The organism is Nitrospiria bacterium (assembly GCA_035498035.1).
Taxonomy (GTDB): Bacteria; Nitrospirota; Nitrospiria; order JACQBZ01; family JACQBZ01; genus JACQBZ01.
On record DATKAN010000023.1, the window covers coordinates 43,320 to 68,955 of the forward strand.

Below are 25,636 nucleotides of genomic sequence, written 5' to 3' on the forward strand. Positions count from 1 at the left end.
GCCATCCTGACCTGACAGCTCTCTATAAGCCACGATGAGATGCTTCTGGGTCAGAGGTGTCTTAGAATAAAACCGCACAGCCAGCAATTCGCCAAAGTCGCCTTCCTGTATTGAATCCGGGCTTGAGATGGTTTCGATCACTTTACCCTGTTGATCACGCATCTCCGGATGCCGTCGCGTGATATGACTCCATCTTTCTCGGGTGATTCGGATGGGAACCGCGTTTTTCGAATACGTAACGATCATAACCTATAGGCCGGCCCGTTTACAAACGTTACTTTATTTACGCAAACAGCTTGTAAGAATCAATGACTGCAAGAACGGCCCGCGCCGGAGGAATGATGCAGGGGATTATACCGTTTTATGGTGGAAGAGTCAAAAAGGGGTGAGGAGTAAGGAGTCATGGATTAAATGGCCCGTAGGGGCTGACCTATGTGTCAGCCCGGGATGCAAAAGGATTAAGTAGAATGGAGGAAATACCCCCCCTTTGACCCCTATATATAATGATGCAGATCGAATATATTGAAGCTTTCGGAAGCAATGGCCGGGGCGCGCCGATGCGTATTGGCTGTTGCTGCGAATGCAAATCATAGACATATTATGAACCGCGGTATACCATCCCACCATCCAACCTGAATGACGAGACATAGCGATCGGCCCGTTGACTGTCTTGCAATCCTCTTTTCGTATAAATCTTAAATCATGATCGTTCCCCATCCCATCACTCTCCGCGCAAAGCTTGGCACAGACCCTGCAATTTGGTTTAAGCGCACGGGACAGATTCACAACGGAGTAGAACAACCACAGGAGGTGGCCGATGTTTCGAATCGCAGCGTTTTTAGCTTCCGGTTTTGTCAGTTTTCTCTTGGTCAGCACGGTGGTGGCGCAGCAGCTGGCCTCGACTTCTTTGGAGGTCAAGCCCGCGGCCGACGGCCGGCTGAAGATGGCCGCGGTGCGTCATCTCAGCGGGACGGTCAAGGACGTCGATCTGACGGCCCACACCCTCACCATTAAAAACCGGCGGGGGGAACAGAGTTTCGTGATCTCGCCGGAGACGCAGCTCAAGAAGGGACGGGAGCGTTTGAGACTGGACGGATTGCAGCGGGAGTCGAAGGTGACCGTGAGCTACTGGGATCGCGACGGGAAAAAAGAGGCCGGGGTGATCCAACTGGCGAAGTGATGGATATTGAGACGGTCCCGTGTCGTTTCATAAAAGGCTCACGCCTGTCCGGGTGGGCCTTTTAATTTCAATCGGAGGATCGGTTCCTCCACTCCTTGTCTTTGGGTCAAATAGATGATGTGATGGTTTTAAAAATAGTTGACCAGGCCTGACGGGTGAATTATCATGAAGGCATGTTGTTCAACATGTTCCAATCCCAGTCCGACCCGGCCTTGAACATAACGCCGGAAGCCTTGAAGGCAAAGCTGGATCGCGGGGAGAAGATCGTCCTGGTGGATGTCCGCGAGCCCTGGGAGGTGGCGATCAACCGTCTCAATGACGCCGTGGTCATTCCGATGGACGAGCTGGGCCGGCGGTATTCGGAACTCAATCCCGACGCCGAGATCGTCGTTTACTGCCACGTGGGCGGACGAAGCCTCAAGGCGACCCGTTTTCTGAAGGACCGGCAGTTCAAAAACGTTAAAAACCTGGCCGGCGGGATCGAGGCCTGGTCGTTGAAGGTCGACCCGAAGGTTCCACGCTACCGCTGAACGAAATCGGAACCTGATTCTCTCCCTCCGGTTCTCTTCATCCAAAATCCCTCATTATATCGAGCCCCCTTGGTAGACAGGTTCAAAATCGTACGCCCGGACCTCCGCCGGATTGAGAAAAACGGACTTGACAGCGGAGGAAAAACTGCTATATTTGATACCGAAACATTTTTCATTTCCGGGAAGGAATTTCGTCGGCCCGCATCCCGGACGGTTTCGAACCAATCGCAACACGACATTTGACCCTTTGATCAGAGCAAACCAGGGGAAACCCTGGGACGCAGAGCAACGGGGCTAAAGGAGGAAAGTTCTCTTCCAGGCCCGCCGAGCCGCCGAAGGAAATTCCTTTGGCGGCTTTTTTTATTTTTGGCGAGGAGGGACCCATGAAAGGAAAAAATCGCATTCTTGGCTGGGGAATCGGCGGACTTTTTATTCTTTCTTCCGGATACTATCTTGCATCCTGCACATCGTCGAGTAATCTGACGGACCAGAATGATCCCTCCGGGATCGTCTTCGTCAAGCGTTCAGTCGATGCGATCGGCAATCCGCTCGATCCGATCGAATTCAAGGCGGGGGGAGATCTTTTTACACTGGTTCCGGGAACCGCTTCGGGAAAACTTCAAAATATCACCGCGGACATGACCCAGGGGGCGGGAGACGTCTCGGATCCGGAGATTTTTCCCCAGACCGACGGGGGGCCCTTTCGACTGGTCTTCTCGATGAACAAGGGGAACGGGGACCACTGGCATGTGTATGAAGTTCAGGTCAATCAGGACGGAAGCCGCGTCGCCCAACCGGTCCAGTTGACCTGCGGGTCCGCCGACGAACTCTCCCCGGCCTATCTTCCGGACGGGCGGATCGTCTTCGCGTCGAACCGTCCCGGCTATCTCGACGAGTACGAACGGAGGGTATCGACCGTTCTTCACATACTCGACCGCGCCAAGGCGCCGCTGCCCGGCCAGCCTTCCTGCGATTCGGGGGAGGTCGTCCAGATTTCCTTCAACCAGAGTCACGACCGCAATCCGATCGTCCTTCGGGACGGGACCATCCTCTACAGCCGCTGGGAGCACCTCGGGACGGTCAACAAGTTCGCCATTTTCTTCATGGAGCCGGACGGAACCGACATGTTCGTCAAGTACGGTTCGCATTCGAACGTGAACTCCTTTCTGGATCTTCGCGAGCAGGCGGACGGAAGCCTGGTGGCGACCATGATGCCTTTGAGCGGAACCTACGAGGGAGGGGCGATCGGACGGCTCGACATCGTCGACAAGGCCGATGATCCCCAAACCCCTTCGCTCCAGCTGACCGGCCCCCAGGTGATTCCGACCGATCGGCAGCCGTCCAATTTCGGACGGTATCACAACGTTTATCCCCTTCCGGACGGGACCCCTCGCTATCTCGCCTCCTATTCGATCGGGAAGGTGGTGAACGATCCGAAAAATAAAATCGTGGAGGAACCCGATTACGGGCTCTGGATGCTCAACAACGGCGACGGGACGCTCAAGCCGATCCTGCTTCCGAACAGCGGGAGCCGGCAGGCCTACCTCGACCCGATTCCGCTGATGCCCGTCCCGGCGTCGATGATCCCCACGGCCAAGCCCCAGAAGGCGGCCAATCGAAGCGCGATGGGGACGACGGGGGTGCTCGCCGCCGCGAGCGTGTACGATTCCGAGGCCAACCGGGCCCTGTCCAATCAGGTTCTGGGTGTGACGATCCCCCGGGACGCCGGCGGCAACATCGATTTCAACGCCCTTTGCAACGATCCGAGCCTCCAGGTCGTCAAACAGGTCCGGGTGATCCAGGCGGTCCCGAGCCAGCCCGGGGTCGGAACGGAGGACATCGGTCTGACCGAGTTCGAGCGCCAGAGGATCCTCGGCTATGCTCCGGTCGAATGCGACGGCTCCTTCCGCGTCACCGTGCCCGCGGACACGAGCCTGACCTTGAATTTGGTCGATGCGCAAAGCCGTTCTTTCAAGGTGAAGGAGAATTGGCTTCAAGTCCGGCCCGGGGAAAACCGGACCTGCAACGGCTGTCACTCCCCGCGGCGGGGAAGCCCCCAGCGTCTGGCGACGGATTCCTTCGCGCTCAACCGGCCCCCGTCCACCCTCATTCCCCCGACGATTTCGGTGCTTTCTTTCAACGCGAATATCCAGCCGATCCTCACGGCCAAGTGTGTCTCCTGCCATTCGCTTTCGGATCAAAATCATGATGGCATTCCGGACACGCCCGCCGCGGGCGGCCTCGACCTAAGCACCGATCAATCCGGCGCCGGATTCCCGATCTCCTACACGAGTCTTCTTGATGGCAATATGAACGGATCGGATCGTGTCTTCCCCGGAGAGTCGCAGCAAAGTTACCTCATCGAACGGATGTTCGGTCAGGAGCTCCGTTCCCCCCGTTCCGTGCCGTTCCCGGACTCGAATAGCCATGGGACGTTGCTGAGTGCGGATGAAAAACAGACCCTGGTCGAATGGATCGATCTGGGGGCGCAGTTCAGCAATGCGGGCGTCATCAGCAACCCCGGCCGGAAGCGACTGGACCAGAATGTCTTCACGACAACAATCCAGCCGATTCTTTTAAAGCGCTGCGGCCAGTGCCACGTGGCCGGCGGCGACAGCAATTTTGTCCTGACCGGAGACAAGGAGGAGGGCGATTTCAACGCCGCGGCGGCCCGTGTGAACGTGACCAATCCGTCTCAAAGCATCCTGCTCCTGAAAGCCACCGGGACGGTTCCGATGCTCGTGAACGGAACGGCGGTCACCCCTCCGCCGCTTTCGACCGCGGACGCGGACTACGCGACCCTTCTCAACTGGATAACGGCGGCGCAGTGACGCGGTTGTTTTTTAGACAGACCGTCATGCCGATGACGCTTGGGATGTTCGTGTGCATCGGAGCCGGATGCGGAACGGTCGACCCCGGCGTGGATTCGGGAGCCGGGAGTTTGGACTACGACGAATTTAAGGCGAATATCCAGCCCGTCTTTGATAGCCGGGGCTGCTCGAATTCAAATTGTCATTACCGGGATAAGAATAATCCAAATTCCGGCGGACCCGGAGGGAGCCTTCGGATCTTCAATTGTAAAACGGACCCCTGCACGGAGGATCAGTTCCGGGCCAACTTCGATTCCGCCTCCGGGATGACCGATATCGCGAATCCGGCGGGCAGCAAGCTTCTGCTCAAGCCCCTGGCCGTGTCGGCCGGCGGGATCCAGCACCTCGGGGGGGATATCTTTCCGAATACGAGCGATCCCGATTATCTCACGATTTTGAGTTGGATCCAGAGCCCGCTTTGAACGCGATCCGTCGAGAAACCCGGTCTCGATTGTCCCTGTTGCTCCTTTGTCTGGGGCCTTTCATCGCGGCGGAGACCGCCTTCGGAGAGGAGGCCTATCAGAAGGCGTCGGTGGTCGAACCGTTTCTCGAGATTCATACCGGACCGGGAAGGAGCTATCCGGTTTTTTACGTTGCCGAACGGGGGGAGGAGATTCTCCTGTTGAAGCGCCGGACGGACTGGTATCGGATCCGATTGTCCAACGGAAAGGAAGGGTGGGTTAATCGGGCGGATATCGAAAAGACCCTTCTGGCCCAGGGCCGGAATAAAGGGGTGATGGACCGGATCTACGACGATTACCTGGCCGACCGCCTGGAGCTGGCGTGGGGAGCGGGGACCTTCGGCGGGGATCCCTCTCTCAGCGTTCGGATGACCTACCTCCTGACGGACGTCCTTTCCCTGGAGGGAGGGGCCAACTTCGTCTCGAGCGATCAGGGAAGCATTGATCTCTATCAGGGGGGGATCGTGGTCACCCCGTGGCGCTGGCGCTGGCTGTCCGTTTCGGCGACGGTGGGCGGCGGCATCGTCTCTGCGACGCCGTCGAGTCTCGTGGTCGGCGTGACCAAAAAAACGTTTCAGGAGGCCCATGCCGGTATCGGGATTTCGATTCCCCTGGTCCGGAACCTCTTCGCCCGGGGCGATTTCCGGAATTACACCGTCTTCATGAGCCCGGAGCGGACGCGGGAGTTTCAGGAGTACGGCATCGGACTCTCATTTCGGTTCTAGGGTTGAGAATGCCTAAGCGGATTGTGTTGACGATGGGCGTAATCGGATTCCTGCTCGGAGGGCTTTTTTCTTCCGCCCGGGCCGAGAATTTTCCGCAGGGCGAAGAACCGATCATCAAACCGCCCGTCGAGGAGCAAAAGTTGAAGGAGGCCAAGATCGATACCGAGTCGCTGGAGATGGGTCCTTATTACGGCGTGTACGCCCTGGACGGTTTCGGCACCTCGGGGGTCTACGGCTTTCGGCTGGCCTACCATTTGACGGAGGACGTCTTTTTCGAGGGGACCTACGGGATCACCCGGTTCAACCAGGAGACGTTTCGTCGTTTAACCGGCCGTTCCCTCGTGGCCGATGAGAACATCACGTACTGGAATGCCGGTGCGGGTTATAATCTTTTCCCGGGGCAGATTTTCCCGACCCGCAAGAGGACGTTGAATTCGACGATCTACCTGCTCGGGGGCCTGGGTCAAACCCAGATCGACCGGCAGGCCCATTTCACCTTCGACGCGGGAACCGGCTATAAAGTCTTCATCGTGGACTGGTTTGAGGTTCGGGTGGAGCTTCGAACGCACATCCTTCAGACCGACCTCACCGGAGCGAACGAGATCATGAAAAATATCGAAGGGACGGCGGCCTTCGCGGTCTTTTTCTGAGAGGTGCCCGATGAATAAGGCGATGAATAAGACAAAAACGATCCCCCTGTTCCTGGCGGTCCTGATGTTCTTCGGCCCCGGTCCGGCTCACGGCGCCGGACAGGGAGAAAAGGCGCCCGATTTCACGGGAAAAACCCTCGTGGGAAAAAACGTCAAGCTCAGCGAGCTGAGGGGGCATATCGTCCTGCTTAATTTTTGGGGGACCTGGTGCGCCCCATGTAAAGAGGAGCTTCCCTACTTCAACCGGATATACGGGAAATATAAAGGGGTCGGTCTCGAGATCCTGGCCGTGAACGTGGACAAGGTCGCCGCGCAGGCGGCGGGGATGAGCGGCGCCTTGGGCCTGACCTTCCCGGTCGTCCTGGATCCCTCCGGCGATCTGTTCAACCTCTATCGGATCCGAAACATGCCGACCACGTTTGTCGTGGGCAAGGACGGCCTGATTCACTACGTTCATTGGGGATTCGGACCCAACGATCCGCCGCGTTACGAATCGGAGATCAAAGGCCTCCTGAAGGATTGATGGGAATGAAATCCTTGTTTTGGCTCTTGATGGGCCTCATGATCGCCCTGACCGGGGTCTCGGGATGTGCCTCGGTGAAACCCTGGGAGCGGGAGTATCTCGCGGACGAGACGATGCAGTTTGACCCCGACCCCTTGATGGCCCAATGGTACCAACATGTGCGGGAAATCCGGGAAGGGGGGCGGGGCGGGTTCAACGGTACCGGCGGGGGTTGCGGTTGCAGGTGACGAAAGCCCGACGGGTGAGCCCTGCGGCGGGCCGGGAACGGCGGGGCCCGGGACGCCTGGTGAAGGCCGTTCTGTTGATCGCCTGGTTCGTCGTTCCCATCGAGCGATCCGGGGCGATCGAACCCGCTCAGGATGAGGTCGAGGCCGGCTACAATTACTACCACGGAGGGGGAGTGACCGTTCAGGGTCCCGCGGTCATCGTGCGGAAGGATATCTTGAACGGGGGCTCGCTGAAAGCGGGTTACAACGTGGATATCGTCAGTTCGGCCTCGATCGATGTGGTGACCCAGGCCAGTCCGTACAAAGAGACACGAAAGGAATACAGCCTGGGCACGGATATTTTACGCGGCGACACGCTGGTCGGTGTGGACTACATCAACAGCCGTGAATCGGACTATCTGTCCGACACGCTTTCGGTCGCGCTGGCACACGATCTATTCGATAAAAACACGACCTTCAGCCTGAAGGTGGCCCGCTCCTGGGACCAGGTCGGGAAAAATAACGACCCGGCCTTCGGTTGGAATAAGTTCAATCGAACGGTTTATTCGACCGGGATCACACAGTCCCTGACGCCCCTGTGGCTGATCCAGTTTAATTATGAGCTCACCGCCGACGAGGGTCTCATCAATAACCCTTATCGCAGCGCCATAACCCTGGATGGGGCGCTGGTGCCCGAAAACTACCCGGACGCACGGACCGGACAGGCCTGGGCCCTCCGGACCAGCTACGGAATTGCCTCCGCCGGCTCCGACGGGGGATACGGGGGCATCCGGGGTTCGGTTCAACTCGATTACCGCTACTATCAGGACACCTTTGATGTCCACTCCCAGACCGCCAAGATTACGCTTCAACGCTATTTCTTCTCGGACTGGCTGGGCGGAGTTTTTTATCAGTACTACTGGCAGGATGCGGCGAGTTTTTATGGAGACCGCTTGCCGCCGGGTCAGCTTTACAAGGCGCGGGACAAGGAGCTCTCCCAATACCATGATCAATGGGTCGGCTTGACGCTGAAATATAAACTTAAACAGGCGCAATGGGGCATCATCCGTAATCCCTATGTCCAGGTCAGCAACAGCTGGATGGTATTCAACTATGACAACTTCACCGATCCGCGCACGGGCGCGCTCTATTCACAGAGGGTCTATGTCGTCCATACGGATTTGGGTTTCAATTATTAGCGTCCCTTTCCTCGGCGGTCTGCTTGTTTCCCTTCCGGCCCACGGGGAAGAGGCCCCGGAATACCTCGTGAGCGAGAATCGGGCCCTCATGGGAACCGAGGTGATCATCAAGGCGGTCGGGGACAAGCGTCCGGAGATGGAGCGGGCCGTGCAGGACGCCTTCGATGAGATTTCCCGGCTGGAACGGATGATGAGCAACTTTATGCCGACCAGCGAGCTTTCGCACATCAATCAGCAGGCCGGGAAGGCGCCGGTCCCGGTCAGCCGGGAGCTTTTTTCGGTGATCCAGAAGTCCTTGTATTTTTCCGAACTCACGGAGGGGACCTTCGACATCTCCTTTGCCTCCGTCGGCAAACTCTGGGATTTTCGGGCCGGGATCCTGCCGTCTCCGGAGGCGATCGCCCGGCAACTCCCTTTTGTCGATTACCGGAAGATTCAAATGAACGAGAAGGACTCGAGCGTATTTCTTCCGTATCCCCAGATGGAGATCGGCCTCGGAGGGATCGGGAAGGGCTACGCGGTCGACCGGGCCATGGACGTGCTCACGAAGCACGGGATCCATGATGCCGTCGTCATGGCGGGAGGGGATATGCTGGTCAAGGGGAAAAAGGGAAAGGATCTCTGGCGGGTCGGTCTTCGCGATCCGGACGACAAGAACAAGATCCTTGCGGTCCTGCCGCTGGAGGACAAGGCCGTCTCGACCTCGGGGGACTACGAACGGTTTTTTATCAAGGACGGCGTCCGCTATCATCACATCATCGATACAAGGACGGGATACCCTGCCCGCCTCTGCCGGAGCGTGACGCTTCTGGCGAAAGACGCGACCACCACCGACGGCCTTACCAAAGGGGTGTTTATCCTCGGTCCCGAGCGGGGGATGGCCCTGGTCGAGCGGATCGGCGGCGTGGACGCGATCATCATCGACGTCCAGGGGAAGATGCATCTTTCATCCGGGTTGACCTCGTTGAAGTCGGAAGGAGCGAAGAGCGGAAAATGAAAATGCCTAGCCCAATCGTCGTCCTTTTTCTTCTCGTTTTATTGCTCCTTCCGCCCCGTCTTTCCAGGGCCCAGGAGGCGGGCGCGCCTCCCCAGGAGATGGAGAACCTCGACGGCCAGGTTCAGGATCTTAAGCAAAAGATCCTGGATCTGAACACGCTTCTCTTCCGGCTTCAGGAAGACCTGCTCTTTCCGGAGGACTCCTCCGTTGCGGTATTCTTTGCGATGGAGGGGGGGAATTACTTCGCGCTCGATTCGGTCAAACTCAACCTGGACGATAAGCTGGTCTCAAGCTATCTGTACACCGACCGGGAGGTCGGCGCGCTAAAAAAAGGGGGCATTCAACGCCTCTACATGGGAAACGTGAAGTCCGGCGACCACGAATTGGTGGCGATCTTCACGGGAAAGGGGCCGCAGGAAAAGGATTACAAACGGGCCGAGACGGTTCGTTTCAACAAGGGGGACGGGGCCGCCTTTATTAAAATCATCATACGGGACAGTCCGGAAAAAGAGCAACCCGAGTTCGCCTATGAAACGTGGAATTAAAACAGCGCTGTTTTTCCCGATCATAATGATTCTCGGTTTCAATGTCTCCCCGGTTCGGGCGGAAGGGCCCTCGGTCAATTTTGAAAAAAGGGCGGAGGTCCTGCAACAGGAGGCCTACTATCATTTCTTCCTGGGAGACTATCTCACCTCGGCCACCCGGTTGAAGTTGGTCGAGGAAACGGCCGGAAACAGCGAGAAGATTTTAAACGACACCCGTCTGCTGCTGGGGGGTCTTTACATCGCCTGGGGGATGTATCGTCCCGCGTCCCTCCTTTTCGACCGATGGGTCGGACAATTCCCGACGGGGAGCAGCCGGAGCCAGCTCCTCCTCCTGATCGAGCGGCTTCAATATCGCCGCGCACTCTATCAGTCGGCGATCGACACCTTCGGATTGTTATCCCCGGTCGAAGGTTTTGAATCGACGGATCAGGCGCGTTACCTGGCCGGGATGAGTCATTACATCCGGGGCGATTTTCAGGAAGGGATCCGCGTCCTGGAAGCGATTCCTCCCTACAGCGGATACTCCCCCTTCGCCCGTCTGGCCGTCGCCCAGTCCTACGCCGGGCTGGAAGATTTCGAAAAATCGATCGCCCTTCTGAAAAGTCTGGGGGAACTCCCTCCCCGCGGGGACCCGGCGCTCCAGGCCTTTACCGAGAAGAGCCGTCTGATCCTGGGCTTTCTCCTGATGGAGCGGGGACGGTTTCAAGAGGCCCGGACGGCCTTCGCTTCCATTCCGAAATCCAGCCCGTTTTATCCCGATGTCCTTTTCGGAGAGGGGTGGGCGGATTTCAATGCGGGACGTTACTCGGAAGCCCTCCCGCCTTTTCAGGAACTGTTCCAAACCTTTCCGGATCATGCCTACGCCCTGGAGGGACTGATTCCCATCGGAGGGAGTTATCAGAAACTGGGGGCCTTCGCGAAGTCCCTTCAAAGCTACGGGGAGGCCCTCGACATTTACGGCCGGAAGGAGAAAGAAATCGGCGAGCTTCGAGGCTTGATACAGGACCGGGATCGACTCGCCGCATGGCTCGCCCCACCGGAGCATCCTCAAGAAGACCGCTTGATTCCTTTTCTGGATGACGACCTGCTTCGGTTTCGGATCGGCCAGTATCGGGAGGTCTCCTCTCTGGTGGCCTATCTCGACCGGAAGGTGGCGGACATGGGAGTCTTTCAGATCATGGTCGATCACCGGGAAGAGGTCTTCCAGGGACACCTTCCCACTCTCCGACGGTTTCTGGACGACGATCCGGTCAAGGCGCTTCAAGAAAAGGGACGGCTCCTCCGGGCCCGGCTCGAACGGGCGATCCATCAGGAAGATGTGGAGGCCCTGGCCACCCGCCGGGAAAGGGAAGAATTCGACCAATTGACCGGGGCGCAAGCGGAGGGAAGGGAACTGCAGAGGGCGATCGGGAAGGCGAGAGGCGCCTCGCGGGATTTGGAGGCGTTGAAAAAAGATTTGGAGGCGGCCAACCGCCGGCTGGCTCTGGCTCGGGGGGAACTCCTCTGGAGGGTGATCACCGAGGCGCCCGGTAGAATCGACGACCTTCGGAGAAGCGCGGGAAAGCTCGAGGAAGGCCTGGAAACGCTGTCCGAACGGCGGGCCCGGTTGACGGCCTCGATCCCGTCCATGGAGGGGAATATCGAACGGTTTCGCCAGAGAATTCATGCGGCCCATCAAGCCCTCCTGGAGAAGGAAGATACGGCCCTTGATCTTCAAAGGAGACTGCTTCCCCCTTTGCAGGCCCTCTTGTTGCAGGCCCTCGACAAAAAGCGGGGTCGGATCGAGCAACTGGCGGCCGTGGCGAAGCTGAACCAGATCCAGATCATGGATCTAAAGAGTCGGCCATGAGGATCATCGCGATCGGATCCTGCCTTTTCCTGCTCGTCGGGTGCAGTCTCGGCAAAGACACGCGACGGGCCGAAGGACAGGCCTCATTGACCGTCCAGGAAATCGAGACGCTTCGGCAAGAGCCGGTGAACGCCCGGGAAGGATCGGTGGTGAAAGAGTACGAGGATTTCCTGAACCGCTACCATCCGGTCGATCCCGCCTTGAAAACACAGGCCCTGAAGCGCTTGGGCGACCTTTATCTTGATGGCGCGAATCGGCGCTTCCTCAAGGCGATGGAGGCTTATGAGGCCCACCCCGACGGACCGCCGCCTTTGGTCGACGATACGAGGGCGATCGAGACCTATGAAGAACTGCTTCGTTTCAGTCCGGATTACCGAGAGAACGATCAGGTCCTCTATGCGCTCGCTCGCGCCTACGCCGAAATGGGAGACCGGGAGAAGGCCGTGGCGGCCATCGAGCGACTCCGGAAGGATTATCCGGGGAGCCGCTACCGGCAGGAGGCCTCTTTCCGCTTGGGCGAGTATTATTTTGATCAGCGCCGATATGGGGAAGCCGCGGCGGCCTATGAACAATCCCTGACCTTCAAGGACCCTTTTTTCGTCGACAAGGCGCAGTACAAACTCGGGTGGACGTATTTCAACATGAAAGAATACGAAAAAGCGATCGATCACTTCCTTCGGCTCGTGAATCAGAAGGTGACCTCGGAAGCCGATCTCTCCGCCGAGAAGGGTTCTTTGGTCTGGGAGGCCCTGACCTATGTGGCGACCTCGTTTCGGATGCTCGGGGGGGCCGTTCCGCTCTCGACGTATTTTCGCGGCAACGGGGCGCCCCTCTACGAAAAAGAACTCTACACGATGATCGGAAATCAGTATATGTCCGATGGGGATTTCTCCTCGGCCGCCGGGACCTACCGGATGTTTATCCGGGAACATCCGCTCCATCCCATGGCCCCGATCTTCCTGTCCTACATCCTCGAAATCGACGAGAAACAAAAGGACCCGGAGGCCGCCGAGCAGGCGCGGATTCAATTGGTGACGGACTACGCCTCCAGAAGCCCCTGGTACCGGGCCAATGACGAAGCGGCCCGCGCCCGCTCTCGTCCTCTCGTGAAAGCCGCGCTTTATCGCCTGGCCCTCTCGGCCCATTCCCGCGCCCAGGCCGTGAAGGACGACGAGGACTACCGGAAGGCCGCGGGCTGGTATAGACAATTTCTGACCGAGTTTCCACAAGAGAAAGAAGCGCCGGATGTCCATCTGTTTCTGGCCGAGACACTTTTTACCTTGCAAGAGTTCTCCCAAGCCGGAGCGGAATATGTGGCCGCCGCCTACGGTGACCCGAAAAACGGCGTCAATGAGAAGGCCGCCTATGACGCGGTCGTGGCGTATGAAAAAATGAAGAGCCGGGCGGGAGACGATCGGGTGATCGATCTTTCCAAGCGCTTTGCCGCCGCTTTTCCTCGGGATCCGAAAGCCCCCGCCTTGTTGTTAAAAGCGGGTGAGATTCTCTATGAGGAAGGTCGCTACGACGAGACGCTCGGTGTCCTGAAGGACTTTCCGGCCCGTTTTCCAGGAAACGAGGGAGCGACGACCGCGCTCAAACTTGTGGCGCACAGCTATACGAGGGAGGGGCGTTTCGAGGAGGCCCGACAGGGCTACCGTCAGACCCTGGCCTCCCTTCCCCCGTCGGATTTGAAGGGGCGTCGGGAGATCGCCGATCTGTTGGCCGCGTCCGTTTATAAACAAGGGGAAGACCGAAAGCGGAAAAACCGGTCGGAGGAGGCGGCCCGCCTCTTTGAAGACGTGGCCGACGAGGCCCCGCAGAGCGACCTGGCCCCGCGGGCCCTTTTCGAGGCCGCGGAGATCCGCGAGGGGATGAAGCAGCCCGAAAAGGCGATCGCCATTTATCGGAGGCTGGTCCTTCTCTCTCCGGATTCGACGCTTTCGGGCCAGGCGCTCGTCCAGGTCGGTTTATTGTATGAAAATGAGGAAAAATGGATCCAATCCGCGGACGCCTATGTCTCCGCCGCGGAGCGGATTCGGGACGAGAGTCTTGTCCCCCATCTTCTCTTCACGGCCGGTCTTTATTACGAGAAGGGCGCGCAGTGGGAGAGGTGCTACGAGTCCTTCTCGCGCTTCAGCGAGCGTTTTCCCCAAAACCCGGATGCGGCTGAAGCCTTGTTCAAGATGGCCCATGCCCGGCAGAATCAGAAAAAAAATCGGGAGTCGCTGAAACTCTTTGAAAAGGTCGAACAACAATACCCCGCGACCCCGTTTGCGGCCGAGGCCCTCTTTCAGATCGGGGAGGAGGCCTTCAGGAATTTTAAGACCATCCGCTTGGAGAAGCCTTTGAACAAAACCCTGAAAAAGAAGGCCAAGGCCATGGAAAAGGCGGTCGACCTTTACAGAAAGGCCATCGAAACCCGGTATGCCGATGTGGTCACGGCCTCTTCTTACCGTTTGGGAGAGATTTTTGAGAATTTTAAATCATCCCTGCTGGAAGCGGAACTCCCTCGTAACCTGAATAAGGAAGAGCAGGAAGAATACCGTTTCCAACTCGAGGAGAAGGCCTTTCCCTTTGAGCAAAAGGCGGTTGAAGCCTATTTCAGCAACGTGCGAAGGATCCAAGACCAGAACAGCCCTTATAACGATTGGATCAAAAAAAGTTACGAGCGTCTGGCCGAGCTGAGGCCCGCCCTGTATCGCAGACCGGAAAGGACGGAGCGGGTTGTCACCGATATCGGTCAAGGTCATTTATCGACCCAAGCGACGCAAGACCCCCCGGCAAAAATGGTGCAGGCGCGATGATGAAACGCGTGGATTGGATGACCGGGATTCTATTCCTTGTGCTTGGGATGACGTCGGCCGGGTGTATCCGGACCTCCCCGGTATCCCCCGTCCCGGCCGTTTCATCGCAACCCGTTCCGGAATTCCGGAACGATTTGTCGCGTCCTCCGGAACCGGACGGGTCCCTGCTCCAGTTCAAGCAGGGGGTGCGGTTCCTCGAGAACGGGAAGAACGAGGAGGCGCGACTTTTGTTTGAAAGACTTCGGGACAGCTATCCAAAGACGGGAATTCTTTATGTGAACCTGGGGGTGACCTACAAGCGACTCGGACTCCTCTCGGAGGCGATCGCCTCTTATCAACGGGCCCTTGAGATCGATCGAAGCGACGCGGAGGTTTATTACAATTTGGCCATTGCCCTGCGTGAGGAGGGGGAGTTTCGAAAGGCCGAGGCGGCCTACAAAACCGCCCTGATTATTTCTCCGGATTTTACGGATGCCCATTACAATCTGGCCGTCCTTTACGACCTCTACCTCAACGACCCGGGCGAGGCCATCCGCCATTATCAACGGTTTTTGGAGCTGGGGGGAGGGGATTCGAAAGAAATCCAGATCTGGATCTCGGCCCTTCAGAAAAGGATCGACGAGTCAAGGAGGGCCCCATGAAGCCCTTCCTGATAGGGGCGATCGGATTCCTTATCGGAATTATTCTGTCCGGGGGGACGGGGCTTTCGGCCGACCTCCCCTCCAAGGAGGGCCCGGGGGCCGAAAAAAGGACCCAGGAACAACCCCAACGGGAAGGATCAACAAACACCGAACGGTTGTTGATGGAGGGGACCGAGATCCAGGGGACGCTTGAGAAACCCCATGTGGTCTATGTTATCCCTTGGAAAGTACTTCCCCCTGCGACAGAAGAAGGGGTGCCTCTTCGGAGGAGCTTTACGAACGAAATCCTCGAACCAGTGGATCGGGACCAGTTTGAGCATCGGTGGGGCAGCCGCTCCCGCCGACTCCAATGAGGACGCATCAACCTATGTCTTATTATCAAGACCAGAATGAGGCGCGTTTCAGAAAAATCCTTTTGCGTTGCATCGCCTTTTATTTTTCTTTCGCGGCGGCCATGACGCTCCTCCCCATCCCTCATTTAGAAAAGCCTGATTATAAGAACCTTCCAAATCGGGTGGCCAAGCTGATTCTGAAGAATCCGGCCCCGATACCGCCCCCGATCGTCCCGGAGGCGGCCAAACCGAATAAAGAACCGGCGAAACCCAAATCGGGGAACACCCCGCCTGAAAATTCAAAGAAGCCCGCTCCGAAGAAACGGGAAATTGTAATGAGAAGCGGTCTACTGGGTTCTTTGAATGATGGGGCTGCCGGGAGGCAATTGAGCGCGATGATCGGAGATAAGAAATTGGACCAAGCGCTCTCGTCCGTTGATCTCATCACCTCCCCCGCGTCACAAAGGGGTCGGCCTTCCATCAAGAATGCTTTGCCCGCGAAAACGAAGCTCGCGGATCAGAAGATCGCCGGTATCGGCCGGCTCCGGAAAGGGGAGCAGGTCACGCTTGAAAAAGGGGACGAGGTTGAGCTGGCCCCGTTCCAAGGGAGTTCCCCGGGGGACGGATCGGGCCATCGTGGAGAAAGGCTCGGGAACGGGATAAGCGTCCGTTTCAAGGGCGGCGGCTCCGGATCCGGAAATGCCTCCATTAACTACGACGCCATTTCGCGAGTTGTCGAGCAGTATAAGGGCGGCCTCATTTATCTCTATAACAAAGAGCTCCAGAGTAATCCCACACTGAAGGGAACGATCACGGTCGAATTTTCAATCGACGGAAGCGGAAGAGTCGTTGAGGCCCGTGTTGTAAGCAGCACGATGGATTATGCGCCGCTGGAAAAAGCTCTGGCCGGCCGGATCAAGATGTGGAAGTTCCCCCACCTCTATGACGGTATTGTTGTTGTGACCTATCCCTTCGTTTTCTTTCCGGTGTAAAAAGTCTTGGTTCTTCGCCCCATTGAGGGGGTCCAGTACCGCACGTTTTTTTCTGAAAAATTGGGTGTCTGAAAGGAGTTTTCCGGAGGGAAAAATATATTTAATGTTATTTGTTTCCAACAAGTTAAGTTCTTGACAATCTATAATTCCATGATAATTTTAAGATAGAGATCCGGCAGGATCTCTCACGCGTAGACCCCGCGTGACCCTTGCGTGCCCAACGTAAAGGCCCGGGTTCTCTTCGGAGATCCCGGGCCTTTCGTTTTGTTTGACATCCCAGCCCGCAGGTCCATACAATAGCACCGTTGAACCCGTGCGGCGAGTGCAATCCCCTCCTGTGCGGGAGGGATCAGCGTGCGAATGAAAAACAGGGGTTTCTCGATCCGGATCGGAGAATCCCCGGTTGGAAGGCCGGGGTTTTTCAAGGAGGGTATTATGAAAAGGGTGTTGGTCCCATTGGCGCCGGGTTTTGAGGAAATAGAGGCCGTGACCGTGATCGACATACTTCGCCGGGCCGGTATTGATGTGACGGTTGCCGGAACGGTCGAGGGTGAAATTGAAGGCCGAAACAAGATCAAGGTGGCGGCGGATGTCTTGCTCGATTCCGTCACCGCGAAATTGTTCGACATGATCGTTCTTCCGGGAGGCGCGGCCGGTGCAGAGCACCTGAAGGAGAATCCAAAGGTCAGGCAAATTCTTCAAGACATGGAGAGCCGTGGGAGTTACATCACGGCCATTTGTGCGGCCCCCCTGGTCCTATCGGCCGTCGGAATTGTTGACGGGAAAAACATCACCAGCCATCCGTCGGTTCAAAAGGACCTTTCGGAGGTGAAATACAGCGAGGATCGTGTCGTTGTAGACGGTCATATCATCACCAGCCGCGCCCCGGGCACCGCCATGGAATTTGCCATGAAACTGGTCGAGATCTTGGGAGGCCGTTCCAAAATGGAGGAGGTCAACCGGGGGGTACTCGCTCGTCTGTCATAGGGGCCCTCGTCGCCCCCTCCATCCGCCTGAGGCGGAATGGGGCCTCTCCCTTTCGCTCACGTGGCTCGTTAGAAGGACCAAGGACTTTACTCATGGGTGTCACCAAAATGTCCGGTTCCATATATGCCAGGGCGATTTTTTTTGATGCGGTCGGAACGCTATTCCATGTGCGGGGAGGGGTGGGACAGGTCTATTGGGAAATTGCAAGGCCTTATGGGGTGCGAACCACACCCGAGGCGATCGAGCAAGCCTTTCACGAAATTTTTCCCAAAGCACCGCCGCTGGTCTTTTCAAGGCTTCAGGCGGGTCTTCTGAGGCGATCGGAAAAAAAATGGTGGTACGCCGTCGTTCTCGAGGTCTTCCGAAGAGTCGGAATGATCCGGAACTTCGATCAGTATTTCGAGGAGGTATTCCGAGCCTTTGCCGGGATTCGGGGATGGGAACTCTATCCGGAGACCCGCGACGCGCTTCACGATCTGAAGAAGGCCGGATTCGTGCTGGGCGTTATCTCAAACTTCGATTCGCGAATCCTGACGGTCTGTACGGATTTGGAGATCTTCGAGTATTTGGACTCGATTCAGATTTCGAGTCGGGAGGGCGCGGCTAAACCGGATCCCCAGATCTTTCTGAAGGCCTTGCAACATCATAACCTCCAACCCCGTGAAGCGGTGCACGTCGGCGACAGTCTGAAAGACGATGTCAAGGGTGCGGCCGCCGCCGGACTTATTCCGATCTATCTCAATCGAAGCCACCATCCAGAGGCGCCGGAGGGTGTGCTCTCGATCGAAACCTTGACCGAAATTCTTTCATCCGTCAAACCGCTATAGCTTCATATTTTATCAAATCCACAGGTTTCTGTGCAAAAATTTATTTTTAATTAATTATATAAAACAATTTGTTATGAGACAATATTGGAAAATTTGCACATATTATAAACAAAATGTGCTTTTTTCTTGACTTTTATTCCACGCCGTATTATAAACAGAGCGGATGCATCCTAACAGGTCAACGGGCAACAATCAAAAAGACTTCTTCACCTCTCATGAGGTCGGCGAGATCATCGGTTTGACCCGGCGCCAGATTCAGCACTGGGATCACAGCGGTCTTATCAAACCGAGTTTTCGCACTCCCGGCGGTCATTCCCGCTATACCTTCCCGGATCTTGTTTCCTTCAGGACGGCGAAAAAATTGTTGGACGCGGGTGTATCGCTCCAGCGTATTCGTCAAAGCATCGGAGAGCTTCAAAGGGTCCTTCCGACCGTCAGGCGGCCGCTCGCCGAATTGACGCTCGTCGCCACAGGGGACATGGTCCTGGTATTTTATGAGGGAACGGTCTTCGAGGCGATCTCCGGTCAGCAGTGGATCGTCGAGGTGGCCGAAATTCAACAGGCCGTCGATAAGTGGCAGAAACGCGTTCGAGAGCTCGGCAAGTTTCGAAAGATTCACAAAAGTCACGGGCCGTCCCGACAGATTGATAAGGCGTCATAATACTTTTCTGTCGATCGTCGATCTGAATCCGATCATCGGTCGAGAATCTGTTCCATCGGAGGATATCCATTCACCGATGTAGAAAGGAGGAGTATATGCGCACGATCTCGATCATCAATCAAAAAGGGGGATGCGGTAAAACGACGACGGCCATCAACCTGTCGGCCTCTCTTGCGAAGCTGAACCGGCGTGTGTTATTAATTGATCTGGACCCGCAGGGCCATGCTTCTCTCGGACTGAACCTCAAACCGGAGGATCTTACCAAAGGAATGACGGAGGTCTTGACCCAGGACAGTTGCCTGGATGATGTGATCTACGAAGCGATCTGTCCCAATCTCGATCTGGCCCCCGCCAATATCACGCTCAGCTCGGCGGAGCCGCTTCTGGCGACGGCCTTGCAGAAAGAGCAGCGCCTGCTCTCCGCCATCGAGACCTTGCGGCGGACCTATCATTACATCATCATCGATTCGCCGCCCAGTCTGGGGATGTTGACCTTCAACGCATTGAGGGCCAGCGACGAGGCGATCGTTCCGGTCGATATGGGCTATTTTTCCCTTCATGGCCTGACAAAGTTGATCGAGATCGTCGATGTGGTCGCCCGACATACCGGTCACGAAGTGACGGTGTGGGCCCTGGCCACGATGGTGAACAGTCGCGTGCGCTTTGCTCAGGAAATTTTAGGCGAAGTGCAACGGCACTTTGTGGAGCGCACCTTCAAGACGATGATCCGTAACAATGTCAAGCTTCGCGAGGCGGCCAGACACGGTTTGCCGATCACCGAGTTTGATCCTCACTCAAAAGGAACGACGGATTATATGGGACTGGCCCAGGAGGTCGTCGCGCAGGAGGTCGAAGATTCCGTCGCCGCCGTGACGGAAAAGGTGTCGCCCATGATACCGGAAATCGAGGCCCAGAAATTTCTGGGACCGATTCTCATCGAAGAAATCCTACCGGATCCGTCGAAACGAACGGTTATTTAAACGAGGGTAAACGGATGAACTCAAAGAAAAGGTCGGGAAAGGGCGTGGAAGATATTTCGCATCTTTTCCTCTCCGGTTCCGTAGCCGCGCCGGCCTTCAATCGAATGAGCCCGACGGCCCGGAAATTCGGAGAGGCCGTGACCTTGAGGACCAGGGTATGGTTAACCCTCGGGCTTGTTCCCCGTCTTCCGTCGGCTTTTTTTACAGCCAACTTGGCCGTGGAACTGGCGCGGTGCGGACGGCAGGTCCTGGTGATCGAGACGTCGCCGCTGCCCGCTCTGGACAAAGTTTTTGGAATCGCCCAGATCCAACCGTCGTTAAACGATTTGTTGGAACAATCGCAAAAACAGATCGTTCTGGACGGACCGATGGGAATGAAGATACTGAGTTTTCGATTGTGTCCGGATGAACTCCGGGGTTTTGCTCTGGAAGAGCAGCAGATCCTCTCCCAGATCTTGCGCCAGGAGGAAGACAAGGCCGAGCAGATCCTGATTCATGCCGCTTACGAAGAAAATCCCTCTTTTGAAATATGGGCGAAGCTCGGGCAGGGGGTCATCCTCTCGGTGGATCTGAACGCCGATACGGTTCTCCAGACCTACCAAGTCTGCAAACATTTGTTTCATCTAAATCCCGGTCTGCGAATCGGGATTCTTGGGTTCGGAAGGCAGAACAAAGAGGGATGGGCGGCGTGTATGAATAAATTAAGCGAAGCGGTGACGCGGTTTTTAGGGAAAACCTTGGAATGGTTTGGGATGATTCCGGAGGATCCGCTGATCGATCGCTCCATCGCCGCAAAAGTTCCGCTGGCCCTTTTGGATCATACGGCTCAAGCCTCGGTGGGTTTTTCCGCGGCGGCCCGGAACCTTCAGCCGGAGAAGGGGATGGCCTCCATTCGCCCCGGGGTCGCATATTCTTTTTTTGACGGGCTCCGTCGCACGGCGGACCTCGTGGAGGAAATATGAAACTGCAACGGATTGTTCTTCAAGATAACGCGGCTCTTGAGAAACTCCTGTTGGCCCAGCTTCAGGATTTGGGCGGCAAGATCGATCTGCTGGAGCGGGAATTGGGTTCCGACGCGGGCCCGCTCTGCCTCGGGGTCGATGAGGAGCGGCGTTTTGTCCTCCTGATATTCTCCATCGCGGAAGATGATGCCCTTCTTATAAAGACTCTCGGGCAATTGAAATGGGTTATTCGTCATCATCCGCTTTTGGCCCGCTTGTTTAATAAGCCTGGAGTGGAATTCTCCCCGTCGCCCCGGGCGATCCTGGTCGCCCCTTCCTTTACGACCACCCTGCAGGAATCCATCGCCTTCATCGCCTTTGACATCGAACTCTACGAGTATCGCGCCGTGGAACTCAATCATGAACGGGCGCTTCTCCTGGATCCCGTATCGTTCACCGGCCGGAAATCGAATTCGCCGGCCGCCTCCGTGTCTTCCGCGTCCCAGGATCCTTCGTCCAAGGCCCAGCTTACCGATACGGAACGCAAGTTTTTTGAAGGGTTTTTCCCGAAAAGCCTGCCTACGTAGCGTGGATTCCTCCCAAGCCTCGTCGATTTTAGTCTTGTAATTTTGACGGACCCATATTAAAATTAGGCCAAACAGCGAGAAGGAGGTTCTATCTCATGCCCATGTACGAATATCGGTGTGATCAATGCGCCCGGTCGTTTATCCTGTTACAAAGCGTCCATGTTCAAGCGGGCGAGACGATTTGTCCTCACTGCGGGACGAATAAAATTCAGCGTCTCTTTTCAACCTTTGCCTCGAAGGTGGAAGGAAGCGCCGGCCCTTCCCGACCGAGCGGATCCCACGGATGCGGTTCGGGCGGTTGCGGTTGTGCCTAGGAAAGGATGGTCGCGGTCTGAATACGAAGTTTTTTACGGTGGCGAAAACAACCGAGATTGATCCCGGTAGAGCCCGAGTCGTTTATGTCCAAGGAATCGAGATCGCTTTGTTTAATATTGCAGGCGAGTTCTATGCCGTTGACAACCTCTGCCCTCACGAAGGCGGTCCGTTGGTGGCCGGAACCGTCCAGGGAATGGTGCTGACCTGTCCGTGGCACCGTTGGCAATTTCACCTGAAGACGGGTCGTTCCCCGATTAATCCAGCCGTTCAAGTCCAAACCTATCCCGTACAGATCGAAGGGGAGCAAATTCGGATCGGCATGGCGACGGATTAGGCTCGCCTGGAAAAAGTATCATCACTCGGTATTTCGGCGATATCATGCCCTCGATTATACAAATCCTGTTCTGTATGTTGGTGATCCTGTCATTCCGTCCGACGATCGACGCGTATGCGGAGGACAACGCGCAAAAGTCGATCTCGGCCGAAGATGAGGAGTTTCGCGCGGTCCTATCGGGAGAGGGGGAGCCTTGGTTCGATCCGAAAACGGGCGGAAGGGTTAAATTTACCATCTCGGTCACCGACAGGGTCAATAACCGCGAGTATCCCGTTTATTTGGACAATATCACGGCCAAGGTTTTCAACCTTTCCCTCATTCCGGGAAAGCTGATCGTCACGGGGGAGGAAGCCAACCTGCACTCCCCCGTGACAACCTTGATTGATCTGAAAAGCCGGGAAGAGGCCGATTCCTTCATCGGTTTTGGAAACACGCTGTCCCTAACGGGGCGCTTCCTGATTTATCGAAAATTTTACCCGCCGCAGACGGCCGAGCCGCCCGTGATGAGCGATCTGGTCCTGGTTTACGATCTGGCCGGTTCCGCGGATGAAAATCGGATGCGGGGGGAAGAGGCCTACCGGAACGATCCCATCGGACGGCTGACCGAGGTGGGGCATCCAATTTATCCGGAAAGCAACGCCGGGAAGAAACACTATCGGGTCTGGGTGCCGGATGAAAACAAACGGCATGCGATCATTCCGAACGGTTTTTTTTGGTTTGATCACGACCGGAAGGTCGCCTTCGGCGATCGGATCGGGGGAGAGGATTACCTGGTTGTGGTTGACCTGTCGAACGGTCTGGCCCGTCCTGTCATTCACCGGATGGAAATCGATTTGCGGGCATTGCTCCGGCCGGAGGATCGTGAGAATTCGGCGATCCTTCAAGAAGCGGAACCGGTCAAGCTGGAAGGGGTTCAAGACCTGACGAACGGAAAGGTCAAGGCGCGCATCTCATCCCCTATTCCACTTGGAAATAATAGTTTGGAATTCCCCTTCGAAGGAACGGATCCCGCCGGGTCCCGACAAACGCAAGATTCCGCTCCGGCGGCACACCAAACCCAAAAATAAGATTGAAACGCGCGGGGATCCGTAAAGGGCGCGGATGTTCTCGTAAAGTCGGGGGGGATCGACGACTTTGCTCTCCGCGATATTACTGAGTAACAGGCGGGGCGGGAACGAATGAATGGAGTTTGTGAGCCTCCAAGGGAAGGACGGTGCTCTTCTTGATGTCGTCAACCATGCGGCTGGGGACCATGATGCTGCTGGTGATGATCCCTTCGGATTTTCCCTGAACCACTTCGCATTTCCCGTTATGCAAAACCGGTAGATTGTCCTCGTCAAGGAATTGATAATCGAGGCAGATATGGCGGGCTTCTGGGTTATTATTTTTGACCTTGGCCGACCAGATGAACTCGGTCCTGTTGAAGTTCTCCCAGGTGTAACCTTTTTTCCAGGAGTAGTCCAATACGTCCACGTTGATTTCCTTGTTGCTGATCATTTTAGGGGGGTTAGCCGGCTTCGGCGCGTCTTCGGCGGCCGAAAGCTGGACTACCGCCACGATCGCAACGGTGAAGAGGGGGAGAATGAAGTGTTTCATTCGCATGGGAAAGAAATTGTATGGGATCGAAAAAAAATTGTCAACAAGAATTTTAGGCCAAAAGGCCCGCGGCTGCTTAGGGGGCTCGGGTGAACCCCGTTCTGGTCTAATTGATCTAAAGGATGGTTAGTTTTATGAATTGTTTTCCCGCTTCAAGCGCGAGACGAAGTGGTCCGCTTGTCGTGTCGGTTCGGGGATTCGATATCCTCGGGAGCAGGCCAGGACGAAGCGAATGGCGGCAGGCAGATCGATTTTGTGCCCCACGGAGACGAAGATCGGATTGGTATTATCCTTCGTCCGCACGACGGCCCCGATGACGTCCCCTTGATTTCCGGTCAGGGGGGTCCAACTCCCTCTATGGCGCGGGGGTGGCCGGAAATTTCCATAAAGACGCGATTTGGCGCAGCCGATCGTCGGCTTATCGAGCCACAAACCGATATGACATGCGATGCCGCAACCTCGCGGGTGGGCGACGCCTTGGCCGTCGATCATGAGCAAATCCGGTTCGTGCCGCATCCGGTCAAAGGCCTTCAAAAGGGCCGGGGCCTCGCGAAAGGCCAGCAAGCCGGGAATATAGGGAAAGCTCAGTTCGGATACAACCCCGCATTCCTCGACGACTTTCAGGTCGGGGAGGCTCAGAACAACGACGCCGGCATAAGCCCTCGGCGGGTTTTTGGAAAGCGCGATGTCCGCGCCGGCCACAAAGCGCACCGTTTTTAAATAATTTTTCTGGACGACTCGGGCCGAGAGCTGTCTTTGGACCTCGACCGCTTCTTTCGGGGAGAGGTTCCAGGGATGCAATGCGCGGGATTTCAATTCAAAAAAACCCCATCTGCTCGGGCTGGGGGGCCGGCTGGACACCCTTGGCCAGGAACTTTTTCAGATTCTGGAAATCCTCCGAAAGAGCGGGGCGCAGATTTCCCTGATGCAGCACGGCGGCGGGATGGAGGATGGGAAAAACCAGGAAGTTTTTCACCTGGAAATGCTGACCGCGCACCTTGGTGATCGCCACCTTCTTATCAAGAAGCGCCTGGGCCGCAAAGTTTCCCAGGGTGCAAACCACGCGGGGCTTGATCAACTCGATCTGTTTCCAGAGATAGGGCAGGCAGGCATCGATCTCATCCGTCAGGGGGTTTCGGTTCTCCGGCGGGCGGCATTTGATCACATTCGCGATATAGACGTCTTCGCGTTTTAGGCCGATGCCGCCTAAGAGATCCGTGAGCAGTTTGCCGGCCGCTCCCACGAAGGGCCGGTTCTGGAGGTCTTCGTTCTCGCCGGGCGCCTCGCCGACAAACATGACCTCGGCATTGGGGCTGCCTTCGCCGAACACCACATGGGTGCGGGATTCGCACAGCCGACATTTACGGCAATCCCGGATCTCTTCGTAGAATTGTTGAAGGGCGGTCATCCGTCATCCCGGAAGTTCGTTGTAAGGATACGGCATCTCGCATCCAAAATCAACCGGCCCATGCGGGGAAATCTCCTTTCCTCTTGACGGATATTTTTTATGGGCGTATACGGTAAGGGTAAGCTGTGGGTGTGTTTCCGGGTATCATTGCGGGTTGGGAGGCGATGCGGTTAAAAGGCAAGATCAAAACGGTCGAGGCCGGCCGGGGCAACGGCCATATTATATCGGAGGACGGCCGGGACTTCTTTTTTCATCGCAGCCATCTGGAACGGCTGGATTTCGAGAAATTGCGCCCGGGCGATGAGGTGGAATTTGAATTCGACGAGTTTCGTGGTCCCACGACTCCCAAAGCGCCCGTGGCCACCGTGGTCCGGCCCGCCGGAGGATCAAACAAGGATGGGTGACAATCCCGGCCCCGCTGCAGTAGAATATAGATATTCACGGACAAGCCTGTTGCTCGAGGGAATCACTTCAGCGAGCACGGCGAGGGAGAGGT

General features: G+C 56.5%; 28 protein-coding genes and 1 riboswitch. Of the genes, 25 read left to right on the forward strand and 3 right to left on the reverse strand.

Annotation, left to right across the window (positions count from 1 at the left end):
• Positions 1-817: 817 nt before the first annotated feature.
• The 24 genes from VMN77_03960 (at position 818) to VMN77_04075 (ending at position 23,203) form a co-directional block, all read left to right on the forward strand.
• Positions 818-1,180 (forward strand): hypothetical protein, encoded by a 363-nt coding sequence (locus VMN77_03960; GenBank protein ID HTN42933.1) that lies wholly within the window; start codon positions 818-820, stop codon positions 1,178-1,180.
• Between the two features lie 185 nt (positions 1,181-1,365).
• Positions 1,366-1,710 (forward strand): rhodanese-like domain-containing protein, encoded by a 345-nt coding sequence (locus tag VMN77_03965; protein ID HTN42934.1) that lies wholly within the window; start codon positions 1,366-1,368, stop codon positions 1,708-1,710.
• Between the two features lie 245 nt (positions 1,711-1,955).
• Positions 1,956-2,047, forward strand: a riboswitch (cyclic di-GMP riboswitch).
• 46 nt (positions 2,048-2,093) lie between these two features.
• Positions 2,094-4,541, forward strand: a complete 2,448-nt coding sequence (locus VMN77_03970) for a hypothetical protein (GenBank protein ID HTN42935.1) — start codon at positions 2,094-2,096, stop codon at positions 4,539-4,541.
• A complete protein-coding gene (locus VMN77_03975; GenBank protein ID HTN42936.1) occupies positions 4,538-5,002 on the forward strand; it encodes a hypothetical protein in 465 nt (154 codons plus the stop codon). The genes VMN77_03970 and VMN77_03975 overlap by 4 nt, the downstream gene beginning before the upstream one ends.
• Positions 5,003-5,031: 29 nt before the next feature.
• Complete coding sequence (locus VMN77_03980; GenBank protein ID HTN42937.1) at positions 5,032-5,766, forward strand: SH3 domain-containing protein; 735 nt, start codon at positions 5,032-5,034, stop codon at positions 5,764-5,766.
• Between the two features lie 8 nt (positions 5,767-5,774).
• Entirely contained in the window at positions 5,775-6,416 is a 642-nt protein-coding gene (locus VMN77_03985) for an outer membrane beta-barrel domain-containing protein (GenBank protein HTN42938.1), read from the forward strand.
• A 22-nt stretch (positions 6,417-6,438) separates the two neighbouring features.
• Positions 6,439-6,939, forward strand: coding sequence for a TlpA disulfide reductase family protein (locus tag VMN77_03990; protein ID HTN42939.1), 501 nt, complete (start codon positions 6,439-6,441; stop codon positions 6,937-6,939).
• A 5-nt stretch (positions 6,940-6,944) separates the two neighbouring features.
• Positions 6,945-7,166: a DUF4266 domain-containing protein gene (locus VMN77_03995; protein HTN42940.1), complete on the forward strand. Its 222-nt coding sequence runs from the start codon at positions 6,945-6,947 to the stop codon at positions 7,164-7,166.
• Positions 7,163-8,344, forward strand: coding sequence for a DUF3570 domain-containing protein (locus VMN77_04000; GenBank protein HTN42941.1), 1,182 nt, complete (start codon positions 7,163-7,165; stop codon positions 8,342-8,344). Before VMN77_03995 ends, VMN77_04000 begins: the two co-directional genes overlap by 4 nt.
• Positions 8,345-8,411: 67 nt before the next feature.
• Positions 8,412-9,341: an FAD:protein FMN transferase gene (locus VMN77_04005; protein HTN42942.1), complete on the forward strand. Its 930-nt coding sequence runs from the start codon at positions 8,412-8,414 to the stop codon at positions 9,339-9,341.
• 2 nt (positions 9,342-9,343) lie between these two features.
• Entirely contained in the window at positions 9,344-9,886 is a 543-nt protein-coding gene (locus VMN77_04010; protein ID HTN42943.1) for an AraC family transcriptional regulator, read from the forward strand.
• Positions 9,870-11,735 carry a hypothetical protein gene (locus VMN77_04015; GenBank protein ID HTN42944.1) on the forward strand — a complete coding sequence of 622 codons (1,866 nt, stop codon included), beginning with the start codon at positions 9,870-9,872 and terminating at the stop codon, positions 11,733-11,735. Before VMN77_04010 ends, VMN77_04015 begins: the two co-directional genes overlap by 17 nt.
• On the forward strand, positions 11,732-14,539 hold the full coding sequence (locus tag VMN77_04020; protein HTN42945.1) for a tetratricopeptide repeat protein: 2,808 nt from the start codon (positions 11,732-11,734) through the stop codon (positions 14,537-14,539). Before VMN77_04015 ends, VMN77_04020 begins: the two co-directional genes overlap by 4 nt.
• On the forward strand, positions 14,536-15,180 hold the full coding sequence (locus VMN77_04025; protein HTN42946.1) for a tetratricopeptide repeat protein: 645 nt from the start codon (positions 14,536-14,538) through the stop codon (positions 15,178-15,180). The genes VMN77_04020 and VMN77_04025 overlap by 4 nt, the downstream gene beginning before the upstream one ends.
• Positions 15,177-15,533, forward strand: a complete 357-nt coding sequence (locus VMN77_04030) for a hypothetical protein (protein HTN42947.1) — start codon at positions 15,177-15,179, stop codon at positions 15,531-15,533. The genes VMN77_04025 and VMN77_04030 overlap by 4 nt, the downstream gene beginning before the upstream one ends.
• A gap of 14 nt (positions 15,534-15,547) precedes the next feature.
• The gene (locus VMN77_04035) at positions 15,548-16,504 is read left to right on the forward strand and encodes an AgmX/PglI C-terminal domain-containing protein (protein HTN42948.1); all 957 of its coding nucleotides are present in this window, start codon (positions 15,548-15,550) and stop codon (positions 16,502-16,504) included.
• Between the two features lie 435 nt (positions 16,505-16,939).
• Complete coding sequence (locus VMN77_04040; protein ID HTN42949.1) at positions 16,940-17,491, forward strand: DJ-1 family glyoxalase III; 552 nt, start codon at positions 16,940-16,942, stop codon at positions 17,489-17,491.
• A gap of 92 nt (positions 17,492-17,583) precedes the next feature.
• Positions 17,584-18,318: an HAD-IA family hydrolase gene (locus tag VMN77_04045; GenBank protein HTN42950.1), complete on the forward strand. Its 735-nt coding sequence runs from the start codon at positions 17,584-17,586 to the stop codon at positions 18,316-18,318.
• A 163-nt stretch (positions 18,319-18,481) separates the two neighbouring features.
• Entirely contained in the window at positions 18,482-18,979 is a 498-nt protein-coding gene (locus VMN77_04050; protein HTN42951.1) for a MerR family transcriptional regulator, read from the forward strand.
• 95 nt (positions 18,980-19,074) lie between these two features.
• Positions 19,075-19,959 carry a ParA family protein gene (locus VMN77_04055; GenBank protein ID HTN42952.1) on the forward strand — a complete coding sequence of 295 codons (885 nt, stop codon included), beginning with the start codon at positions 19,075-19,077 and terminating at the stop codon, positions 19,957-19,959.
• A gap of 14 nt (positions 19,960-19,973) precedes the next feature.
• Complete coding sequence (locus tag VMN77_04060) at positions 19,974-20,921, forward strand: hypothetical protein (GenBank protein HTN42953.1); 948 nt, start codon at positions 19,974-19,976, stop codon at positions 20,919-20,921.
• The gene (locus tag VMN77_04065; GenBank protein HTN42954.1) at positions 20,918-21,487 is read left to right on the forward strand and encodes a hypothetical protein; all 570 of its coding nucleotides are present in this window, start codon (positions 20,918-20,920) and stop codon (positions 21,485-21,487) included. The genes VMN77_04060 and VMN77_04065 overlap by 4 nt, the downstream gene beginning before the upstream one ends.
• Positions 21,488-21,770: 283 nt before the next feature.
• A complete protein-coding gene (locus VMN77_04070) occupies positions 21,771-22,136 on the forward strand; it encodes a Rieske 2Fe-2S domain-containing protein (protein HTN42955.1) in 366 nt (121 codons plus the stop codon).
• A gap of 44 nt (positions 22,137-22,180) precedes the next feature.
• Positions 22,181-23,203 carry a hypothetical protein gene (locus tag VMN77_04075; GenBank protein HTN42956.1) on the forward strand — a complete coding sequence of 341 codons (1,023 nt, stop codon included), beginning with the start codon at positions 22,181-22,183 and terminating at the stop codon, positions 23,201-23,203.
• An 82-nt stretch (positions 23,204-23,285) separates the two neighbouring features.
• On the opposite strand, the gene VMN77_04080 is transcribed toward VMN77_04075, so the two are convergent.
• The 3 genes from VMN77_04080 to VMN77_04090 form a co-directional block, all read right to left on the reverse strand.
• Positions 23,286-23,738: a hypothetical protein gene (locus VMN77_04080; protein ID HTN42957.1), complete on the reverse strand. Its 453-nt coding sequence runs from the start codon at positions 23,736-23,738 to the stop codon at positions 23,286-23,288.
• Positions 23,739-23,864: 126 nt separating this feature from the next.
• Positions 23,865-24,548: a deoxyribonuclease V gene (gene nfi, locus VMN77_04085; protein HTN42958.1), complete on the reverse strand. Its 684-nt coding sequence runs from the start codon at positions 24,546-24,548 to the stop codon at positions 23,865-23,867.
• A gap of 1 nt (position 24,549) precedes the next feature.
• Positions 24,550-25,140: a uracil-DNA glycosylase gene (locus VMN77_04090; protein ID HTN42959.1), complete on the reverse strand. Its 591-nt coding sequence runs from the start codon at positions 25,138-25,140 to the stop codon at positions 24,550-24,552.
• A gap of 131 nt (positions 25,141-25,271) precedes the next feature.
• Here VMN77_04090 and VMN77_04095 point away from each other — a divergent pair, with 131 nt between their 5' ends.
• Positions 25,272-25,544 (forward strand): cold shock domain-containing protein, encoded by a 273-nt coding sequence (locus tag VMN77_04095; GenBank protein ID HTN42960.1) that lies wholly within the window; start codon positions 25,272-25,274, stop codon positions 25,542-25,544.
• The last annotated feature ends 92 nt before the right edge of the window (positions 25,545-25,636 follow it).